18 protein-coding genes are annotated in these 19,800 nt (G+C 72.5%); 12 read left to right on the forward strand and 6 right to left on the reverse strand.

Annotation, left to right across the window (positions count from 1 at the left end; genetic code table 11):
• Positions 1 to 7: 7 nt before the first annotated feature.
• Positions 8 to 1,030, forward strand: coding sequence for a cell envelope lipid trafficking protein PgfA (gene pgfA, locus IE182_RS17740; RefSeq protein WP_190110824.1), 1,023 nt, complete (start codon positions 8 to 10; stop codon positions 1,028 to 1,030).
• On the forward strand, positions 1,027 to 1,218 hold the full coding sequence (locus IE182_RS17745) for a hypothetical protein (RefSeq protein ID WP_190110825.1): 192 nt from the start codon (positions 1,027 to 1,029) through the stop codon (positions 1,216 to 1,218). The genes pgfA and IE182_RS17745 overlap by 4 nt, the downstream gene beginning before the upstream one ends.
• 66 nt (positions 1,219 to 1,284) lie before the next feature.
• On the opposite strand, the gene hrpB is transcribed toward IE182_RS17745, so the two are convergent.
• Positions 1,285 to 3,858, reverse strand: a complete 2,574-nt coding sequence (gene hrpB / locus IE182_RS17750; protein WP_190110826.1) for an ATP-dependent helicase HrpB — start codon at positions 3,856 to 3,858, stop codon at positions 1,285 to 1,287.
• 94 nt (positions 3,859 to 3,952) lie between these two features.
• The gene (locus tag IE182_RS17755) at positions 3,953 to 4,756 is read right to left on the reverse strand and encodes a class I SAM-dependent methyltransferase (protein ID WP_190110827.1); all 804 of its coding nucleotides are present in this window, start codon (positions 4,754 to 4,756) and stop codon (positions 3,953 to 3,955) included.
• Between the two features lie 508 nt (positions 4,757 to 5,264).
• Between IE182_RS17755 and rpsA the strand changes: the two genes are divergently transcribed.
• The 7 genes from rpsA to IE182_RS17790 all read left to right on the forward strand — a co-directional run bounded on the left by rpsA (position 5,265) and on the right by IE182_RS17790 (position 10,949).
• Complete coding sequence (gene rpsA, locus IE182_RS17760) at positions 5,265 to 6,770, forward strand: 30S ribosomal protein S1 (protein WP_190110828.1); 1,506 nt, start codon at positions 5,265 to 5,267, stop codon at positions 6,768 to 6,770.
• Positions 6,771 to 7,025: 255 nt separating this feature from the next.
• Entirely contained in the window at positions 7,026 to 7,979 is a 954-nt protein-coding gene (locus IE182_RS17765; protein ID WP_190110829.1) for a PAC2 family protein, read from the forward strand.
• Positions 7,980 to 8,004: 25 nt separating this feature from the next.
• Entirely contained in the window at positions 8,005 to 8,607 is a 603-nt protein-coding gene (gene coaE, locus IE182_RS17770) for a dephospho-CoA kinase (RefSeq protein WP_190110830.1), read from the forward strand.
• A 303-nt stretch (positions 8,608 to 8,910) separates the two neighbouring features.
• On the forward strand, positions 8,911 to 9,504 hold the full coding sequence (locus tag IE182_RS17775; protein ID WP_190110831.1) for a hypothetical protein: 594 nt from the start codon (positions 8,911 to 8,913) through the stop codon (positions 9,502 to 9,504).
• Positions 9,505 to 9,537: 33 nt separating this feature from the next.
• On the forward strand, positions 9,538 to 9,852 hold the full coding sequence (locus IE182_RS17780; RefSeq protein ID WP_190110832.1) for a WXG100 family type VII secretion target: 315 nt from the start codon (positions 9,538 to 9,540) through the stop codon (positions 9,850 to 9,852).
• A gap of 8 nt (positions 9,853 to 9,860) precedes the next feature.
• Entirely contained in the window at positions 9,861 to 10,595 is a 735-nt protein-coding gene (locus IE182_RS17785) for a hypothetical protein (protein WP_190110833.1), read from the forward strand.
• Between the two features lie 21 nt (positions 10,596 to 10,616).
• Positions 10,617 to 10,949, forward strand: a complete 333-nt coding sequence (locus tag IE182_RS17790) for a hypothetical protein (protein WP_190110834.1) — start codon at positions 10,617 to 10,619, stop codon at positions 10,947 to 10,949.
• A 10-nt stretch (positions 10,950 to 10,959) separates the two neighbouring features.
• Here the strand turns inward: IE182_RS17790 and IE182_RS17795 are convergent, their stop codons facing one another.
• The 4 genes from IE182_RS17795 to IE182_RS17810 all read right to left on the reverse strand — a co-directional run bounded on the left by IE182_RS17795 (position 10,960) and on the right by IE182_RS17810 (position 14,497).
• On the reverse strand, positions 10,960 to 11,232 hold the full coding sequence (locus IE182_RS17795; RefSeq protein ID WP_190110835.1) for a DUF6343 family protein: 273 nt from the start codon (positions 11,230 to 11,232) through the stop codon (positions 10,960 to 10,962).
• Positions 11,233 to 11,278: 46 nt separating this feature from the next.
• Positions 11,279 to 12,709, reverse strand: coding sequence for a WGR domain-containing protein (locus tag IE182_RS17800; RefSeq protein ID WP_190110836.1), 1,431 nt, complete (start codon positions 12,707 to 12,709; stop codon positions 11,279 to 11,281).
• A 156-nt stretch (positions 12,710 to 12,865) separates the two neighbouring features.
• Positions 12,866 to 13,438, reverse strand: coding sequence for a methylated-DNA--[protein]-cysteine S-methyltransferase (locus tag IE182_RS17805; RefSeq protein WP_190110837.1), 573 nt, complete (start codon positions 13,436 to 13,438; stop codon positions 12,866 to 12,868).
• 69 nt (positions 13,439 to 13,507) lie between these two features.
• Positions 13,508 to 14,497: a glycerophosphodiester phosphodiesterase gene (locus tag IE182_RS17810; RefSeq protein ID WP_190110838.1), complete on the reverse strand. Its 990-nt coding sequence runs from the start codon at positions 14,495 to 14,497 to the stop codon at positions 13,508 to 13,510.
• A 231-nt stretch (positions 14,498 to 14,728) separates the two neighbouring features.
• Here IE182_RS17810 and uvrB point away from each other — a divergent pair, with 231 nt between their 5' ends.
• The 3 genes from uvrB (at position 14,729) to IE182_RS17825 (ending at position 19,787) form a co-directional block, all read left to right on the forward strand.
• A complete protein-coding gene (gene uvrB / locus IE182_RS17815) occupies positions 14,729 to 16,861 on the forward strand; it encodes an excinuclease ABC subunit UvrB (protein WP_190110839.1) in 2,133 nt (710 codons plus the stop codon).
• A 192-nt stretch (positions 16,862 to 17,053) separates the two neighbouring features.
• A complete protein-coding gene (locus IE182_RS17820) occupies positions 17,054 to 17,632 on the forward strand; it encodes a TerD family protein (RefSeq protein WP_190110840.1) in 579 nt (192 codons plus the stop codon).
• A 178-nt stretch (positions 17,633 to 17,810) separates the two neighbouring features.
• Positions 17,811 to 19,787: a TerD family protein gene (locus tag IE182_RS17825; protein WP_190110841.1), complete on the forward strand. Its 1,977-nt coding sequence runs from the start codon at positions 17,811 to 17,813 to the stop codon at positions 19,785 to 19,787.
• Positions 19,788 to 19,800 lie beyond the last annotated feature (13 nt).

The following is a 19,800-nucleotide window of genomic DNA, read 5'->3' on the forward strand; positions in this document are numbered from 1 at the left end:
CCCGGCCATGCGCCGCAGAGCGAGCCTGGTCCTGCTGGCCCTCGCGGTGTTCTGCACCGCCCTGTCACCGCTGCTGCGCTGGTACGCCTTCCCCCAGCTGGCCAAGGTCCCGGCCGGGCAGTACCAGACGGCCGTCCTGGAGGCGAAGGACGCGACCCTCATCGACTACGCCACGCTCCAGCCCCGGCAGGTCCCGAAGGTCACCACGGTGCAGACCCTCAAGGGCAACGTCGAACAGGCCAGAAAGGTCAAGGACGCCACCGGCCGCGACGTCGTCGTCTGGGACACCCTCTCCTACGTCGCCGGACCCGACGGCGCGATGGTCTCGCAGATCCCCGAACGCTACGTCTTCGACGCCCACACCCAGCAGCCCGTCCACGCCGGCGGCGAACACGTCGACGGCACCCCGGTGCGCCGCGACGGCATCCAGTACAAGTGGCCCTTCCTCGTCGAAAAACGCGACTACCGCTACTTCGACCCGATGACCCGCACCTCCGCACCCATCCACTACCGGGGCACCCGGACCTTCCACGGCCTGAAGGTCTACTACTTCGAGCAGACGATCCCCTGGACGAAGGTCCCCCTGCCCCGGCAGCTGCCGCTCGGCATCACCCCCGACGCCGTCCGGCAGCTCGGCCTGGAGCGCTGGTACGCGACCCGGCGCATGTTCTGGGTCGACCCCACCACCGGGGCGCCCGTCAACGGCGAGGAGATCCACCGCGAGGAGATGCGCTGGACCGGCCACCCGGAGAAGAAGCCGATCCCCGCCTTCTCCGGCCACGTGAAGATGCGACCCGACTACGTCGACAGCACGGTCGCCCTGGTGGCGTCCCAGCGCCGGCTCGTCCTTTTGCTCACCAGCTACCTGCCGTGGGGCTTCCTCACCCTCGGCGGGTGCCTGCTCGCCCTCTCCCTGCTCCTGGAGGCACGAGATCGTCGTGCGCCCGCCGCGCATGTGGCACACGATGGAGGGAAACCCGAACGGCCGACCCCGAGCGCGGGGTCGCTGAGCAGAGGAGGCTCGCCGTGAAGGAGAGTCCCGAGGACGCGTCCACCCCGTCCGGGCCGAGCCGGCTGTACACCGGCGGTGAGCGGCCCTTCGACCCCGAGGACCTGGTCATGGCGTCCGGGCGCGACGTCACGCCCGAACGCGTCGAGGCGGCCAGGCGCCTCATCGAGGAGAAGGGGGCCGCAGCGGTCGAGCGCTACCTCCCCTGACGCCGTCTCCCGCGACACCCTCTCTCCGGGCGCGGTCTCCCGCGGGCCCGGCGGGGAGCGCGGACCTCACGGGCGGCGCGCGTTGGTGCGGCGCGTCGCCACGGCCGTCGACGGGTCCTCCGGCCACGGGTGCCTCGGGTAACGGCCGCGCAGCTCGGCCCGGACCGAGCGGTAGCCGTCCCGCCAGAACGACGCCAGGTCCGCGGTGACCGCCGCGGGCCGCCCCGCCGGCGACAGCAGGTGGACGAGCACCGGGACGCGCCCGCCCGCCAGCCGCGGCGTCTGCTGCAGGCCGAAGAGCTCCTGCAGCTTCACGGCCAGTACGGGCTGCCCGGCGCCGTAGTCCACCCGGATGCGGGAACCGCTGGGCACCTCGATGCGCTCCGGCGCCAGCTCCGCCAGGCGCGCGGCATCGCCGGTCGCCCACGGCAGCAGCCGCTCCAGCGCCTGGCCCGCCTCCACGCGCTCCAGATCGGCGCGCCGGCGCGCCCGGGCCAGCTCCACGCCCAGCCACTCGTCCGTACGTTCCAGCAGCGCCTCGTCCGACACGTCGGGCCAGGGCCCGCCCAGCTCGCGGTGGAGGAACGCCAGCCGCTGCCGCAGGCCCGTCGCCTCCGCAGTCCACCGGAGCAGCCCGAGCCCTTCGGACCGCAGGCCCTCCAGCAGGGCCGCCCGCACCAGCTCGGGGTCCGGCGCGCCGAGCACGGCCGCCGACAGCTCCACCGCGCCCAGCCGTGTCACGCGCCGCGCCACCACATCGCGCCGCTCCTGCGACCAGTGCACCTCCTCGCCCTCGGCGAACAGCGCCCCGGCCGCAGCCCGGGCCGTGTCCTCGTCGATCACCGCGCCCAGCCGCACCCGCGCCGACACGGCCGCGACGGGCCGGTCCGCGACGGCCACCGCGAGCCACGGGGCACTGCGCAGCTGCGAGCCCTCACCCAGCTCGGCGCCGGTGCCGGAGACCATCAGGTACGAACGCTCGCCGCGCGCCCGCGCCACCCGCTCGGGAAAGGCGAGCGCGGCGACGAGCCCGGCGACGGCGTCGTCGGTCGGCGCGCTCCCCGCGGCACGGGTTCCGGCCGGCCGCTCCGCGTCGTCCGTGACGGTCCGCAGCGAGCCCTCCAGCCGGCGGGCCTCGGCGCGCCAGCGACCGGCGTACGCGTCACCACCACGCCGGGCCGTGCGCCAGGCCGCCGCCAGGTCGTCGCCGTACTCCCGGGGCGGTTCCTCGCTCAGCAGCGCCACGACCTCCGCCGCCCGGCGCGCACCGACCTCCCGCGCGCCGTCCAGCAGGGCACGCGCGAGCCGCGGGTGCACCCCGAGCCGGGCCATGCGCCGCCCCCGGTCCGTCGGACGCCCCGCGGCGTCGACGGCACCCGTGGCCGTCAGCACCGCCCGTCCCGCCGCCAGCGCACCGGCCGGCGGCACGTCGAGGAGGGCGAGCCCGGACGCGTCGGGATCACCCCAGCAGGCCGCCTGCAGCGCGAACGCCGTCAGGTCCGCGACCGTGATCTCCGCGGCCGGGAAGGCCGGCAGCCGGATCTCGTCCGCCTCGGCCCAGCAGCGGTACACCGCTCCCGGCGCCTCACGCCCTGCACGGCCGGCACGCTGCCGGGCGGCGGCCCTGGATGCCCGTACGGTCGTCAGCGCGCTCAGCCCCCGGGCGTGGTCGGTGCGCGGCTCGCGGGCCAGCCCGGCGTCCACCACGATCCGTACGCCCGGCACCGTCAGGCTCGACTCGGCCACGGAGGTCGCCAGCACGACCCGCCGCCTCCCCGAGCCGCCCGCCAGCACCGCGTCCTGCACGGCGGCCGGGGCCCGTCCGTGCACCTGCAGCACCTCCGCCCCCTCCGATGCCCGCTCCCCGCCCAGCAGGCCCGCCACACGGGCGATCTCCCCCACGCCCGGAAGGAAACACAGCACGTCGCCCTCCCGCTCGCGCAGCGCCCGCCGCACCACGGCGGCCACGTGCTCCAGCAGCGCCGGGTCCACGCGCATCCCGTGCGGCGGCCGCACCGCCCGCTCCGGCGGCGCCCACACCACCTCCACCGGGTGCGAGACCCCCTGCGCCTCGACGACGGGCGCGCCGCCGAGCAGCCGTGCCCAGCCCTCCGCGTCCGTCGTGGCGGAGGCCGCCACCAGCTGCAGCTCCGGCCGGAGGGCGGCCCGTACGTCCAGGAGGAACGCCGCGGCGGTGTCGGCGTCCAGGTGCCGCTCGTGGCACTCGTCGAGCACCACGACGTCCACGCCGGACAGCTCCGGATCGCGCTGCAGACGCTGCAGCAGCACACCGGTCGTGACCACCTCGACGACCGTCGCGGGCCCGGCCCGCCGCTCGCCGCGCACGGTGAAGCCCACCCGCCCGGCCGCACCCCCGACCTCCTCGCCCAGCAGCCACGCCATGCGGCGGGCGGCGGCCCGCGCGGCGATGCGGCGCGGTTCGGCGACGACCACGCGGCGCACCGGTGCGGCGGTCCCCGCCGAGGGCACGAGGCCGGCCAGGACCAGCGGGACCAGCGTCGTCTTGCCCGTGCCGGGCGGCGCGCACAGGACAGCCGCGCCGTGCCCGTCCAGCGCGCGGGCGAGCGCGGGCAGCGCGGTCCGTACGGGCAGTCGTTCGAGGGCGTCGGTAGGGATCACGGGACCAAGTCTCGCCGAGGCCCGGCCGGGGCCGCCGCGGGAGGCCGGTCCGGCCGCCCCGGACGGGTCCCGCCGATCCAGCGGTCCCGTCCCGCTAGTCGCGCTCGCAGACGAAGATCGCGGTCCCGGGGATGAGGTGGCCGCGCAGCGGGGACCAGCCGCCCCACTCCTGGTGGTTCCAGTCCGGCCACTCCGGCTCCACCAGGTCGATCAGCCGGAAGCCGGCCTTCACCACCTCGCGCACCCGGTCGCCGAGCGTCCGGTGGTGCTCCACGTAGACGGCGCGGCCCGCCTCGTCCTGCTCGACGTACGGGGTGCGGTCGAAGTACGAGGCGGCCACGGAGAGCCCCTCCGGCCCGGGCTCGTCGGGGAACGCCCAGCGGATGGGGTGGGTGACGCTGAAGACCCAGCGGCCGCCGGGCCGCAGCACCCTGCGCACCTCGCGCATCACCTGGACCGGGTCGGCGACGAAGGGGATCGCCCCGTAGGCGGAACAGGCCAGGTCGAAGGAGCCGTCGGCGAAGGGCAGGGCCCCGGCGTCCGCCTCGACCAGCGGGAACGGCGAGCCGATCCGCAGGGCGTGCTGCAGCTGTCGGTGGGAGAGGTCCAGGGCCACCGGCCGGGCGCCCCGGGCGGCCAGCCAGCGCGAGCACTGGGCCGCGCCGGCGCCGATCTCCAGGACGTCGAGCCCGCGCAGGCCGCTCGCCGGGCCGAGCAGCCCGGCCTCCGCCTCGTCCAGGCCCTCCGGGCCCCAGACGAAGCGGTCGTCCCCGAGGAAGCCGCCGTGCTCGTTCTGGTACTCGTCGGCGTTGCGGTCCCACCAGCCGCGGCTGGCCCTGCTGCTCTCCGCCTCGCCGCTGGGGCGGCGGGTCGCTTCCGGCTCGTACTGTTCGGTCATCTCGACGGTCGCGCCCTTGGCCTCGGCAGTGATACGGCAGTAATACTCGAAGGAGCGGTGCCCTCGCGTGCCGGTGCGTTCCGGTCGCTCACGCGCTGTCACCGCGGCGCGCGGCAGAAGGCGCCACGCGCGGCTCTTGATCTTCGCAGGCGTTCGCCGGAGGGCGACGCTGTGGGGTGTTGCGGGGCGCTCGTGGCCTCGCACAACCCGAGTTGTGCCGGATTTCGGGTATTTCGTCCCGGGTGTGCGCCTTCGCGCATTGACCGTGTCCGGCTGCCCCCGTATGCTACAAGTTGCGCTGCGGGCCTGCGCGCCTCAGACGGAGCAGGCCGCGCTCGCACTTGTTGTATGTCCCCTCGGTTGTCGAGGCGCATTCCGTTTCCGTTCGGGCCTTCGGGCTCCTTACGGAAGCCGCGTCTCCAAGGCTGTCCGGCTTCGGCAGTGCGATACGGGCTCTCGGCGTAGCAGTACCTACGACTTCAATGTCCGTACCGGAGCCCTTTCCCACATGACGAGCAGCACCGAGACCACCGCCACCACCCCGCAGGTTGCGGTCAACGACATCGGTAACGAGGAAGCCTTCCTCGCCGCGATCGACGAGACGATCAAGTACTTCAACGACGGCGACATCGTCGACGGCGTCATCGTGAAGGTCGACCGGGACGAGGTCCTGCTCGACATCGGTTACAAGACCGAGGGTGTCATCCCCTCCCGCGAGCTCTCGATCAAGCACGACGTCGACCCGAACGAGGTCGTCAAGGTCGGCGACGAGATCGAGGCCCTTGTTCTCCAGAAGGAGGACAAGGAAGGCCGCCTGATCCTCTCGAAGAAGCGCGCCCAGTACGAGCGTGCCTGGGGCACCATCGAGAAGATCAAGGAAGAGGACGGCATCGTCACCGGTACCGTCATCGAGGTCGTCAAGGGTGGTCTCATCCTCGACATCGGCCTCCGTGGCTTCCTGCCGGCCTCCCTGGTCGAGATGCGCCGCGTGCGCGACCTCCAGCCCTACGTGGGCAAGGAGCTCGAGGCCAAGATCATCGAGCTGGACAAGAACCGCAACAACGTGGTCCTGTCCCGCCGTGCCTGGCTGGAGCAGACCCAGAGCGAGGTCCGCCAGACCTTCCTCACCACCCTCCAGAAGGGTCAGGTGCGCTCCGGCGTCGTTTCCTCCATCGTCAACTTCGGTGCCTTCGTGGACCTGGGCGGCGTCGACGGTCTCGTCCACGTCTCCGAGCTGTCCTGGAAGCACATCGACCACCCGTCCGAGGTTGTCGAGGTCGGCCAGGAGGTCACCGTCGAGGTTCTCGACGTGGACATGGACCGCGAGCGCGTCTCCCTGTCGCTCAAGGCCACCCAGGAAGACCCGTGGCAGCAGTTCGCCCGGACCCACCAGATCGGTCAGGTCGTCCCGGGTAAGGTCACCAAGCTCGTTCCCTTCGGTGCGTTCGTGCGCGTCGACGAGGGCATCGAGGGCCTGGTCCACATCTCCGAGCTGGCCGAGCGCCACGTGGAGATCCCGGAGCAGGTCGTCCAGGTCAACGACGAGATCTTCGTCAAGGTCATCGACATCGACCTCGAGCGTCGTCGCATCAGCCTCTCGCTGAAGCAGGCCAACGAGTCCTTCGGTGCCGACCCGTCCGTGGTCGAGTTCGACCCGACCCTGTACGGCATGGCCGCGTCCTACGACGACCAGGGCAACTACATCTACCCCGAGGGCTTCGACCCCGAGGCCAACGACTGGCTCGAGGGCTACGAGAAGCAGCGCGAGGAGTGGGAGCGCCAGTACGCCGAGGCGCAGCAGCGCTTCGAGCAGCACCAGGCGCAGGTCATCAAGTCCCGCGAGGCCGACGAGCAGGCCGCTGCCGAGGGCGCTGCCGCTCCGGCCGCCGCCTCGGGTGCCGGCAACGTCTCCGGCGGTTCGTACTCCTCGGAGACGGCCGACAGCTCCGGCGCCCTGGCGTCGGACGAGGCGCTCGCCGCGCTCCGCGAGAAGCTCGCCGGCGGCCAGAGCTGAGGCTCTGACCGGCAGCAGCTGACAGCTGACTGAAGTAAGGCCCGCTCTCCTGTGGAGAGCGGGCCTTACTCATGCCTGTATGACTCATGCCTGTATGACTCATGCCTGTATGACTCATGCCTGCGTGACTCATGCCTGCGTGCTCGTCACTCATGACCGCGTGCTCGTCCTCGTGCGGATCACCCCCGGGGTGCGGGAATGACCATGCCCTTCAAGGGCGTTCTTCCGTACGGAACATGAGGAGGAGCGGTCACCGTGTTGGATCCGCAGGGTTTGTACGAATGGGAGCCCAAGGGGCTCGCCGTGGCCGACCTGGCTCTGGCCCAGGACACGGCCGGTCTGGTCATGCTCTACCACTTCGAGGGCTACATCGACGCCGGTGAAACGGGCGAGCAGATCGTCAAGCGGCTGCTGGACGACCTGCCGCACCAGGTCGTGGCCCGCTTCGACCACGACCGGCTCATCGACTACCGGGCGCGCCGCCCCCTGCTGACCTTCGAGCGCGACCGGTGGAGCGCGTACGAGATTCCGAAGATCGAGCTGTACCTCGTGCAGGACGCGACCGGCGCCCCCTTCCTGCTGCTCACCGGCCCGGAGCCGGACGTGGAGTGGGAGCGCTTCGCGGCCGCCGTGGGCGAGCTCGTGGAGCGTCTCGGAGTGCGCCTGGCCGTCAACTTCCACGGCATCCCCATGGGTGTCCCCCACACCCGCCCCGTGGGCATCACCCCGCACGGCAACCGCACGGACCTCATGCCGGGGCACCGCAGCTACTTCGACGAGGCCCAGGTGCCCGGCAGCGCCGAATCGCTCGTCGAGTACCGCCTGGCCGAAGCCGGCCACGACGTCCTCGGTGTCGCCGCGCACGTTCCCCACTACGTCGCCCGCTCGCCCTACCCGGACGCCGCGCTGACGGCTCTGGAGGCGATCACGGCGGCCACCGGACTCGTTCTGCCGAACACCGCGCACGGGCTGCGCAGCGCCGCCCTGCGCGCCCAGGAAGAGATCGAGCGCCAGATCGCGGAAGGTGACGAGGAGCTGGTCACGCTCGTCCGCGGGCTTGAGCACCAGTACGACGCGGTGGCCGGGGCCGAGACCCGGGGGAGCCTCGTTGCCGAGCGCGTCGACCTGCCGTCGGCCGACGAACTGGGCGCGGAATTCGAGCGGTTCCTCGCCGACAGGGCCGACCGGGAGGGCGACGGCGGCCGCTGACGGGCGGCCCGATAGCGTGGGGCCCATGCTGAAGGTGGGCCTCACGGGCGGAATCGGCGCGGGCAAGAGCGAGGTGTCGCGGCTCCTCGGCGCGTACGGAGCGGTCATCGTCGACTCCGACAGGATCGCGCGCGAAGTGGTGGAGCCGGGTACGCCCGGACTGGCGGCCGTGGTGGCCGAGTTCGGCCCCGGCATCCTCACCCCGGAGGGCGCGCTGGACCGCCCCGGGCTGGGCGCGATCGTCTTCGCGGACACGGCGCGCCTCGCCGCCCTCAACGCCATCGTGCACCCCCTCGTCCGGGCCCGGTCCGCCGAGCTGGAGTCCGCGGCGGGCCCGGACGCCGTCGTCGTCCACGACGTCCCCCTCCTCGCCGAGAACGGGCTGGCGCCGCTCTACGACCTGGTCGTGGTCGTCGACGCCTCCACCGAGACCCGCCTGGACCGCCTGGTCCGGCTGCGCGGCATGACCGCCGGCGAGGCCCACGCCCGCATGGCGGCCCAGGCCACGCGCGAGCAGCGGCTGGCCGTGGCCGACCTGGTCATCGACAACGACGGACCTCTGGAGGAGCTGGAGCCCCGGGTCCGGGCGGTGTGGGACGAACTGTGCCGGCGCAGCGGCGGCCAGTGACCTGAGCCGTTCCCTGTACGTCGACCGTCCGTCGTCAGGGGGCGCCCGGTCTTCCCGCGGGGCGTCGGCTGCACGCGACCGGGTTCCTGGGTGCCGGACGAACGGGTTCGTCCTATCGGGTGAGACGTGGCCGGGGAGCACCGGCTTGCCCGGCCGGCGGAGAAACGTTGCGGACAGGTGGTTCCCGGCGCAGCCCGGGCCAGGCGCCCTCGCCCCGGCCCGTCGGCGCGCCCTGGTGTCGCTCGCCTGTGCCTAGCGTGGCTGCTCGATCCTGCCCGTCGAGCTGCCATCAGGAGACCGCACATGGCTATGCCGGAACTTCTCGGCGTGGGCCCCAGTTGCTTCGCGCCCCCGCCCGGGCCGCGCTACAAGGAGAGAGCCCTGGGCGTCGTCTGGGTGTGCGTCGGTCTGTTATGCGCGTACGCCTTCGTCGCCGAGGCGGACAAGGCCGCGGGGAACGTGCCCCACAAGGGAACCCTGACGGTGGAACACTGCCGGGTCAGTGCCGGCCTGGGGCGCGGCTCACATGAACACACCGAGTGCACCGGAGCGTTCACGCCGGACGACGGCCACGGCGTGGAGCGGGACGAGGCGGTCCTCGACGGCGCCTACGTGCCGGGCGAGCGCGTGCGGGTCTATCGCGAGGGCGGCGACTACGAAGTGGTCGGCTGGCGCGCGTTCTGGGGCTGGCTCGTTCTCTTCTGCGCCGGGGCGCTCGGCGTCTGCCGCGGCCTGGCGATCCTCATGACCGGCATTCACGCGACGACCTTCGAGGAAATGACGGCAGTCAGGTCCCTGATGGACAGGAAACCGGCAGCCGCTTATGTCACGGCGCTGCGCTGGTCGGCGTTCGCGGGTCTGGGGCTCTGCGCCCTGCTGGCGCTCGTCTGGCCCTGACGGGCCGGCCCGTTCCCCCCACAGGAGAAATGCATGGATCTTCGTGTTGACCCCACTCGGCTGGAGGGCTTCTCCCGGCAGATGCACAGGGGTGCTGACGACGCACGTGAAGTGCTGCGCTACGCCCTGGAATTCACGCATGTCAAAGAGACACAGAGAGGGCTCTTCGGAACGGCGTACGAGGCCCATTCCGACTTACGCGAGAAGGTCCTGGGCGCTGTGGGCCACCTCGCGAACATCCTCGCCGGCTCGTCGGAGGAATTGCGCAACGCCGCTGCGTACTACCGCGCTACCGACCGCTCCGTCGCAGCCCGGCTCGACGCAGCCTCTGCGCGCGAGGGGAAGTGACCCCGCTCATGGACTTTCCCGATGCGGCGGAGCCCACGGCGTGTCTGACGCGGCCGGACGTGCCGGAGGAGTTCTCCGATCCCCTGCTCGCGATCACTGCCGCAGGTGATGTCTTCAGCCCCGGCGGCTGGTTCCTCAAACTGGCCGAGCTCATGCTGACGAAGGACCCCGTGGAATGGGCACAGGAACAGCTGGCGGGGGACTGGAAGGCATACGCCGGCTGTTCCCAGGCGTGGCGGAACGCGGGGCGGGCGTGCGGAGCCATCGCCCGGAACGTCGAAGCCGGCAGCAAGCGCGTCGACGCGACATGGGACGGGCACGCCGCCGAGGCGGCCATCGACTATTTCGAGGCCCTGCGGAAGAACCTCGACGATGTCCAGGACGCGCTGGACACGATGGCCGAGGAATACCGCGTGGTCACGGAGTCGATCGCGAGGACCGGCCAGGCGATCGGCGGCTGCATCGGTGCGATCATCGACGCCCTGGTGAGCCTTTCCGTCACGACGGCCGCTTCCACGGCCCTCGGCTGGACGGGAGGCGCCGCCGCCATGGGCTACGCCCTCGGGGCGATGGAGGCGCAGGTCATCCTGATGGAGTGGGAGCGGATGAGCGTGCTCGTGAACGCCGCCCAGCTGGCCATGAACGCGAGCTACGCCGTCATGGGGCGGACCGGGGGAGAGATCCTGGCGAGGGTGCACGCCCTTCCCCTGCCGAGGACGAGCTACGACCACCCGGCAGTCTGAGCAGTCCGAAGAGGGGGAGAGATGCCCGAACGAGAAGTGGGGTACGAGGAGTTCCTGGCTCCCGGCCGGGGGCCTGAGCAGGCCCGGGTCGTTCACCAAGCCCTGCAGCACCTGGCGAGGGGCGGGGCCGGGGCCGTGCTGCAGGAGATGGCGCGTGAGGTCCTCTCCGGCCGGGTCGGGCTCCGCGAGGCGGTCCGCGTGGGCGCCTACGCCGACGCGCTGGGTGAGCACGCCCACCTGGCGCGCAGGGCGTGGGAGGACATGTCCGCGGAGGAACGCGAGCGCCGCCGGGCGGAGGCCCGCCGTGCGCTCGACGCGGAGGGGTACGGAGGTGCCGGCACCGGGGAGCGGTGAGCCCGGGGTGCTACGGTCGGGGCCTGCGCTCCTTGACCGGCTCGTACGGCGGGACGTCCCGCCCCGGCTGGTAGTGCGGCCCCTGCCGTATGTGCCGTATGACCACGATCAGGTCGACGAGGGCCACCAGGGCCAGCACTCCGCACGCGATCGCCCAGCCGGGGTGCCCCGCGGCGGCGAAGAGCCAGGCCCCGCCCGTCGCCCAGACCAGGCCGAAGGCGGCCAGTCCGCACCGGAGCCGCAGGGGGCTCCGCGCGGTGATCGGTTCGTTGCCCGTACGCATGGCGCACCATCTCCCGCTTCCAGGGTCCACCCTGCGGGGCGGCGCGTCACAGCAGGCGCTGGATCTCGCCGCGGACGCGGTAGAAGCCGGAGGCGGCGGGGGAGAGGGCCTCGACGACGTAGCGGGCGCCGGCCTGGCGTATGTGGCGGGGGAACTGGACGTTCCAGCTGGGCTCGTAGCCGTCGGAGACCACGTGGACGCGGAGGCGGCCGGATTCCTGGACGCATTCCACGACGACGCCCGAGGCGGGCGGGGCCGTGACCGTGCGGACGGTGGTGGCGGGGGCGTAGGTGGGCAGGGCGGCGGCGGACTTCACGTCCAGGGGGACGGGGACCGTGCCGGACTGGGCGGCGGCGATGGCGGCCTCCGAGGCGTCGACGCAGACCAGGGAGCCCTCCGTGGTGACCATGTACAGCTTCTCGTCGAGGTACTGCATGGACAGGGCGGAGCCGCTGCCGGTGCCGAGCTTCCACAGGCGGGTGCCGTCGGCGGTGAAGCAGTACACGGAGGAAGCGCAGTCGGCGGCGAAGACGTAGCGTCCGCCGGGGGCGGTGGCACAGGAGTAGACCGCCGCGTCGCACCGGTAGGTCGCCTCGACGGCCCCGTCGGTCTTGGACAGGCGCTGGACGACGTGGCGGTTGGTCCCGGCGTAGACGGAGTGGTCCTCCTGCCAGCCGAAGAGCACGGACCCGGTGGTCGCGGTGTGCCACAGCTCGCCGCCGCCGTCCTGGGCGTACGCCGTCACGCCGCTGCCGTGCCCGTGGTAGACCGCGCGGTCGTCCCGTCGCACCATCCACGCGTGCGATCCGGTGCTCTTGCGGGACCACTGGTACTCGTCCTCGTGGTCGATGACCGTCAGGCCGCCGTTGCGGTCGGCGACGTTGAGGACGCCCTCGTGGATGTCGAGCCAGAAGATGTCGACGTCCGAGGCGATCTCGTAGGCGGCGAACGGGAGCTTGGCGGAGAGGTCGTAGACGGTGCCGTCGTCGCAGCCGGCGTAGATCCAGAAGTCGTCGGCCACCAGGCACTTCACGCCGTCGGGCAGCTGGTAGCGGGCGAGGACCTCGCCGTCGTGGCCGAGGGTGTAGACGTCGCCGGCTTCGTTGCCGACCCAGCAGCGGTCCTCGCTGATGTGGATGCCGAACGCCGCCGCGCCCGTGCGGAAGCGCCACAGCACCGGGGCCACGGCGCGGGCCGTCGACGGCGCGGACGCCACCTGGCGGCGCGTCACGGGACGGGCCGCCCGGCCGCCCCGCACGGCGGGGGCGTACCCCTTGCGGACCTTCTCGCCGACCTTTCTGGCCGCCGCGGCACGCGCCTTCTCCGCCGTCGGGAACGCCGACGCCTGCACCTGGCCCGCCGTGCCGATCCGGCCGTAGCGCACCGTCACGTTCAGGCCGTCGACGGTGACTTCGTAGAACTTGTGCGCCCCGCCGCCGTCCTGCGACAGCTCCAGGTACGTGGTGTTTCCGGACATGGCGAACCCCTCTCCCCGCCGGCCGCGACGACCGGTCTTCGATGGGAGGAACGCTAGGGCCGACCACTGACAATCGGCCGTGGACGAGACGTCACGCGGGGCGACGGCAGCGGGAACAGCGGCGGAGACACCGGCGTGAGCAGCCGGGCGCGGCCGTCAGAACAGCGGTTGCGGAAGTACCCCTTCGAGGGCCAGGAGGGTCCGTTTGGCCTCCAGGCCGGGGCCGAAGCCGCCGAGGCCGCCGTTGCTCTCGACGACGCGGTGACACGGCACCACGACCGGAAGCGGATTGCTGCCCATGGCCACCCCCACGGCACGGGCGGCACCGGGCTCCCCGACGCGGTCGGCCAGGTCCTGGTAGGCGACGACGGTGCCGTAGGGGACGTGGTCGAGCAGTGCGTGCAGGGTACGGCGGTTGAAGCCGGAGGTGAGGGACCAGTCGAGGGGGAGCGAGAAGGCGTCCAGGCGGCCGTCGAAGTAGGCGCGCAGCTGCGCCGACGCCTCGGCCAGCAGCTCGTGGCAGGCGGAGGGCGGGGTGCCGGGCGCAGAGCCCAGGTGGCGCGTCAGGCGGTCGACGGCGCGGGCCGCGTTCCCGTCGTCGGCGTGGAAGACCACGTTGACCAGGCCGTGCGCGGTCGCGGCCAGGCCCAGCGGGCCGAGGGGCGTGCCGACGGTCGTCCAGGCCCACGTCCGGGGGCCGGCCGGCAAGGGGCGTTCGCAGTCCGTCACGCGATCCAGCGTAAGCGTCCCCTGCCGATGGCCCGGGCCGCGGGGGCCCGGGCGGCGGCCGGAGGCCGGTCAGAGGGTGGAGTCCAGGACGGCGGTGGCGCCGGACAGGCGGGCGAAGCCGGACAGGTCCGAGGGATCCGACAGGAACGCCATGTCGTCGGCGTCCTCGGCCAAGGCGTCGGCGATCACGTGCGGGGCGTTGCTGATGATGCCGTCCACCCCCATGCGGGCGAGGGCGACCGCCCGGTCGCCGTCGTCCACGGTCCATGCCGACACCTCCAGCCGCCGCCCGTGCGGGCCCTTGAGCGCGTGGACGGAACGGACCCAGGAGGCGGTGACGCTCTTGTGGCTGGGATTGATCTGATCGGCGAACGCGGCGTACGAGCGGAGCTCAGCGGCCTTCGGCGCGCCCAGGAAGCCCTTCTTGATGTCCGGGCGGAGGCTGTGCAGCGCCTTCAGGGACGCCGCATCGAAGCTCTGGACGACCAGCCTGCTCTTGACGTGCCGGCCGTCCAGCCAGCCGGCCCGTCGCAGCTCCGACACCAGCTGTCGTTCGACGCCCGGGTAGAGCTCCGGCGCCTTCACCTCCAGCAGCAGCTTCTGGCCGTTGTGGTCGACCCGCTGCAGGTAGCGGCTCAGGGTCGGTACCCGCTCGCCCGTGAAACGGCGGCCGTACCAGCTGCCGGCGTCCAGCTTCCCGATCTCGGCGAGCGTGAAGTCCGCGACCTTCCACGGCGCGCGGTGCGGATAGCGGCGCTTCACATCGGTCGTGCGCTCCAGCGTGGTGTCGTGCATGACGATCAGGGCGCCGTCCTTGGTGCGCTGGACGTCGTTCTCCACCCACTCGACCCCCAGCCTCGCGGCTCTGTCGATCGACGCCAGGGTGTTCTCCGGGGCCTGGGCCGGCACCCCCCGGTGGCCGATGGCCACCGGCACGGGGCCGTCGACGCTGGCGTGCGCGGGCGTGGCGGCCAGGCCGACGGCCGAGACGGAGGCCAGCGCCGTGAGGGACAGACCGAGAAGTGCGCTGGTGACGGCGGAGACGGTGCGGATGCGCATGAAAGCTCCTCGCGGCGTCCGGGCCCGGGCGGCCGTCGCCGGCGGGCCTCGTGTACGGAACGTCGTACGGCGTGTACGCAAAGTCGTACACGAAACACGTACGCGACCGCGACGGCCGGAGCACCCGGAGCCGGCAGCCTTTGCCGACTTTTCGCCGGCCGTTCGCCCGGAAAACGGGGGCGGAACCCGGGGGACGAGGCCGTTGTCAGTGGTGGGCCGTACGGTGGTTCCATGCGGCCCGTATCGAAGATCGAACGCAAGGTGGCGCCTTTCGAGGTCGTCAGCTCCTTCCAGCCCAGCGGTGACCAGCCCACGGCCATCGCCGACCTGGAGAAGCGCATCCGCGCAGGTGAGAAGGACGTCGTCCTGCTCGGTGCGACCGGCACCGGCAAGTCGGCCACCACGGCGTGGATGATCGAGAAGCTGCAGCGGCCGACGCTCGTCATGGCGCCCAACAAGACCCTCGCGGCCCAGCTCGCCAACGAGTTCCGCGAGCTCCTGCCGCACAACGCCGTCGAGTACTTCGTCTCGTACTACGACTACTACCAGCCCGAGGCGTACGTCCCCCAGTCGGACACGTACATCGAGAAGGACTCCTCGATCAACGAAGAGGTCGAGCGGCTGCGCCACTCGGCGACGAACTCGCTGCTCACCCGGCGTGACGTCGTCGTGGTGGCGTCCGTGTCCTGCATCTACGGCCTGGGTACCCCGCAGGAGTACGTGGACCGCATGGTGCCGCTGAAGGTCGGCCAGGAGATCGACCGGGACCAGCTCCTGCGCCGCTTCGTGGAGATCCAGTACGCGCGCAACGACCTGGCCTTCACCCGGGGCACCTTCCGCGTGCGCGGGGACACCATCGAGATCTTCCCGGTCTACGAGGAGCTCGCCGTCCGCATCGAGATGTTCGGCGACGAGATCGAGGCCCTGTCCACGCTCCACCCGCTCACCGGCGAGGTCATCTCCGACGACCAGGAGCTGTACGTCTTCCCTGCCAGCCACTACATCGCCGGTGCCGAGCGGATGGAGAAGGCCATCGCGGGCATCGAGGCCGAGCTGGAGGAGACCCTCGCCCGCATGGAGAAGCAGGGCAAGCTGCTGGAGGCCCAGCGGCTGCGCATGCGCACCACCTACGACATCGAGATGATGCGTCAGGTCGGCTCCTGCTCCGGCATCGAGAACTACTCCCTCCACATGGACGACCGCGAGCCGGGATCCCCGCCGAACACCCTGCTGGACTACTTCCCCGAGGACTTCCTCCTCGTCATCGACGAGTCGCACGTCACCGTCCCGCAGATCGGCGCCATGTACGAGGGCGACGCCTCCCGCAAGCGCACGCTCGTCGAGCACGGCTTCCGCCTGCCGTCGGCCATGGACAACCGCCCCCTGAAGTGGGAGGAGTTCACCGAGCGCATCGGGCAGACCGTCTACCTCTCGGCCACCCCCGGCAAGTACGAGCTCTCGCGCGGCGACGGCTTCGTCGAGCAGATCATCCGGCCCACCGGCCTCGTCGACCCCGAGGTCGTCGTCAAGCCGACTGAGGGACAGATCGACGACCTGGTGCACGAGATCCGTACGCGCACCGAGCGCGACGAGCGCGTCCTGGTCACCACCCTCACCAAGAAGATGGCCGAGGACCTCACGGAGTACTTCCTGGAGCTGGGCATCCAGGTGCGCTACCTGCACAGCGACGTCGACACGCTGCGCCGCGTCGAGCTGCTGCGCGAGCTGCGAGCCGGCGAGTTCGACGTCCTGGTGGGCATCAACCTGCTCCGCGAGGGCCTCGACCTGCCCGAGGTCTCCCTGGTGGCCATCCTCGACGCCGACAAGGAGGGCTTCCTGCGCTCCGGGACGTCCCTCATCCAGACCATCGGCCGTGCGGCGCGCAACGTCTCCGGCCAGGTGCACATGTACGCCGACAAGATCACCCCCGCGATGGAGAAGGCCATCGAGGAGACCAACCGTCGTCGCGAGAAGCAGATCGCGTACAACAAGGAGCGGGGGATCGACCCCCAGCCGCTGCGCAAGAAGATCGGCGACATCGTCGCCACCCTCGCCCGCGAGGAGATCGACACCCAGGAGCTCCTGGGGTCGGGCTACCGCCAGACCGGCAAGGAGAAGGGCAAGGCTCCGGTGCCCGCCGCCGGCGCGGGTGCCAAGGGCAAGGCCAAGGGCAGGGGCAAGGCGAAGGAAGCGGTGCCGACGGACCGGCCCGCGACGGAACTCGCCCAGGACATCGAGGAGCTGACCGACCGGATGCGGGCCGCCGCCGCGGAGCTGCAGTTCGAGGTCGCGGCACGGCTGCGCGACGAGGTGAGCGAGCTGAAGAAGGAGCTGCGGCAGATGCGGGAGGCCGGTCTGGCCTGACGGCCGCAGTGGGGCAGCCCTGCCGCATGGCGAGCGGTGGGGCAGAATACGCGAGACCGGACGGGGGATGTTGCAAGACCGCCACAAACCCCCCTCGGGTGAATACGCCCTCCTCAGCAGTGCATAGGGTCGTTCAGGAAGGCCGCGCGCACGCGCGGCCACGGGGACGAATGAACGAGAGAGGGACTGCGCGTGACGGTCAACTTGTCCAAGGGCCAGGGCATCAGCCTGCAGAAGGCCGACGGGGGCACCCTGACCGCGGTGCGGATGGGGCTGGGCTGGCAGGCGGCCCCTCGCCGCGGGCTGTTCGGAACGCGGACGAAGGAGATCGACCTCGACGCGTCGGCGGTGCTCTTCGCCGACAAGCAGCCGGTCGACGTCGCCTTCTTCCAGCAGCTGGTGAGCAAGGACGGCTCGGTGCGCCACACCGGCGACAACCTGGTCGGCGGCGCCGGCCAGGGCGGTGACGACGAGTCGATCCTCGTCGACCTGCAGCGCGTCCCCGTGCACGTCAACCAGATCGTCTTCACGGTGAACTCCTTCACCGGCCAGACCTTCGCCGAGGTGCGCAACGCCTTCTGCCGGCTGGTCGACGAGTCCACCGGCCAGGAGCTGGCGCGCTACACCCTGGACGGCGGCGGCCCGTACACCGCGCAGATCATGGCCAAGGTGCACCGGGTGGGCACCGGCTGGCAGATGACGGCGATCGGCACCCCGGCCAACGGCCGGACGTTCCAGGACCTGCTGGCGGAGATCCAGGCCGTCCTCTGAGCACGGCCTTCTGAGCACGGCGCGGGCCGGTCCGGCAGCGGTACGGACGGGCCCGTCGGCGCACCCGCCGGGTGCGTCCGGTAGTACGGGGCCCGTGGCGGTACGGGCCGGGCCCGGTGGAGCGGCATCCGCCGGGCCCGCTGCACAGTGAGCACGACACGACAAGGGGGAAGCGGCGATGACGGCCGAGCTGGTGCGGGGGCAGAACCACCCGCTGTCCGTGGCCCGACTGGAGATCCGGGTCTCGGCGAGCCACCCGGTGGTGGCCGGGGCGACGCTCGCGGACGCGGACGGAAGGATCCCCGGCGCCGAGTGGGTCGCCCACCCCGCCTCGCCGCGGGTGCCGGGCCTGGAGGTGTCCCGGCAGGCCGCCGCCGGGCACCGGCTGGCCGTCGACCTGGACGCCCTCCCGGAGGCCGTCCACCGGGTCAACGTGCTGCTCGCCCTGCCCTCCGGCGGGAACGGCCCGGCCTCCTTCGGCGCGATGGCCGCGCCCTTCCTGGCGGTCACCGGCACCGACGGCGCGGAGATCGCCAGCTACACCGTGACCGACCTGGACGCCGAGTCGGCGGTCGTCGCCCTGGAGCTGTACCGCAGGCAGGGCGCCTGGAAGGTGCGCGCGGTCGGTCAGGGGTACGCGGGCGGCCTGACGGCGATGCTGCACGACCAGGGGCTGTCCGGCGCCGCCGAGCTGGCGGCGAGCATCGACGAGGCGGTGGCCCAGGGCGTGGCCCGCGCGGTCTCCGCGCCGCCCGCGCAGCGCACCGGAGGCGGAACGGGCGCCCTGCGGACCGCCCCGGCGGGCGGCGCCGCGGCGGACGGCCGGGACACCGGAGCGGCAGCCCGCGCGGGCCCGGCCGCCGGGCAGGGGCCCGGGACGGGCGGCTCCGGGGCGGGTGCGGCCGCGGCGCAGCCGCCGGCCGGCAGCGGCCCGATCAGCTACCGCCACCCCGGCCGCAGCACCTCCACGCCGCCCGAGCCCGCCCCGGCCGCCCCGCCCGCCGAGCCCGGACAGCCGTCCCGCCCGGTGGCCGGCGACGCCACCGGCTGGAGCATGGAGGAGCGGCTCTACAACCAGGTCTGGGGCATGTTCGAGGACCTGGCCCGCACGACCGCCGCGTACCGCAGCGCGGTCGACTTCGCGGAGTCGCGCCTGGAGCAGGAGCTGGACCGCGTGCTCTCCGACCCCCGCACCCGGGTCGGACCCGCCGCCGACGCGGCCCGGGAGGAGGCGCGCGCCAAGCAGGCGCAGCTGGTGGAGCAGGCGCGGTCGGTGCTCGACCGCGACCTGGCCCAGCTCGTCGCCGAGGCCGAGGTCGTCGAACACGCCCTGCCGGCGGCCTTCGCGCGCTGGGACAGCCCCGTCTGGCAGGGCTACCAGGTGCCCCTGGAGCGCCCCATGGCGCTGCGGCTGGGCGATCTGCACCTGCCCGAGCGCAGGGACCTGCGCATCCCCATGCTGGTGCGGCTGCCGCTGCAGCGGGGACTGTGGGTCGACAGCGGCCGGGCCCAGGGCGGCCCGGAGGCGGGGCTGCTGGATTCGGCGGAGATGCGCCGGCTCGCCGTGGACTGCGCGGTCGCGCACGCGGTGCGGCTCCTGGCCGTCCATTCCGTCGGGGACTATGCGGTGCACGTCATCGACCCTGCGGGGGCGGCCGGGTCCGCGCTGGCCCCGCTGCTGGAGCAGGGGGCGCTGCGGGAGCCTCCGGCCGCGGGGGCGCAGGGGGTGTCGGAGGTGCTGGCGCGGCTGACGCGCCGAGTCGACCTGGTGCAGATGGCGGTGCGCAGCGGCGCCGTCGAGTCGCTGCCGCCGGATCTCGACACCGGTGAGCACCTGCTGATCGTCAACGACTTCCCGCACGGTTTCGACGACCGTGCCGTCACCCAGCTGCGCTACCTCGCGGACGAGGGGCCGTCCGTGGGCGTGCATCTGATGATGGTCGCCGACCGGGAGGACGCGCGGGCGTACGGGCCGGTCCTGGACCCGCTGTGGCGCTCGCTGCTGAGGATCACGCCGGTGCCGGACGATCACCTCGCCGATCCGTGGGTGGGGCACGCCTGGACGTACGAGCCGTCCCTGGTGCCGGTCGGCAGCGATGTGATGCGGCAGGTGCTGTGGCAGGTCGGCCAGGCGAGGAAGGCGTACGGCATCTGACGGGGCGACACCC

The sequence above is a fragment of the Streptomyces cinnamoneus genome, from assembly GCF_014650495.1.
GTDB classification, from domain to species: domain Bacteria; phylum Actinomycetota; class Actinomycetes; order Streptomycetales; family Streptomycetaceae; genus Streptomyces; species Streptomyces cinnamoneus.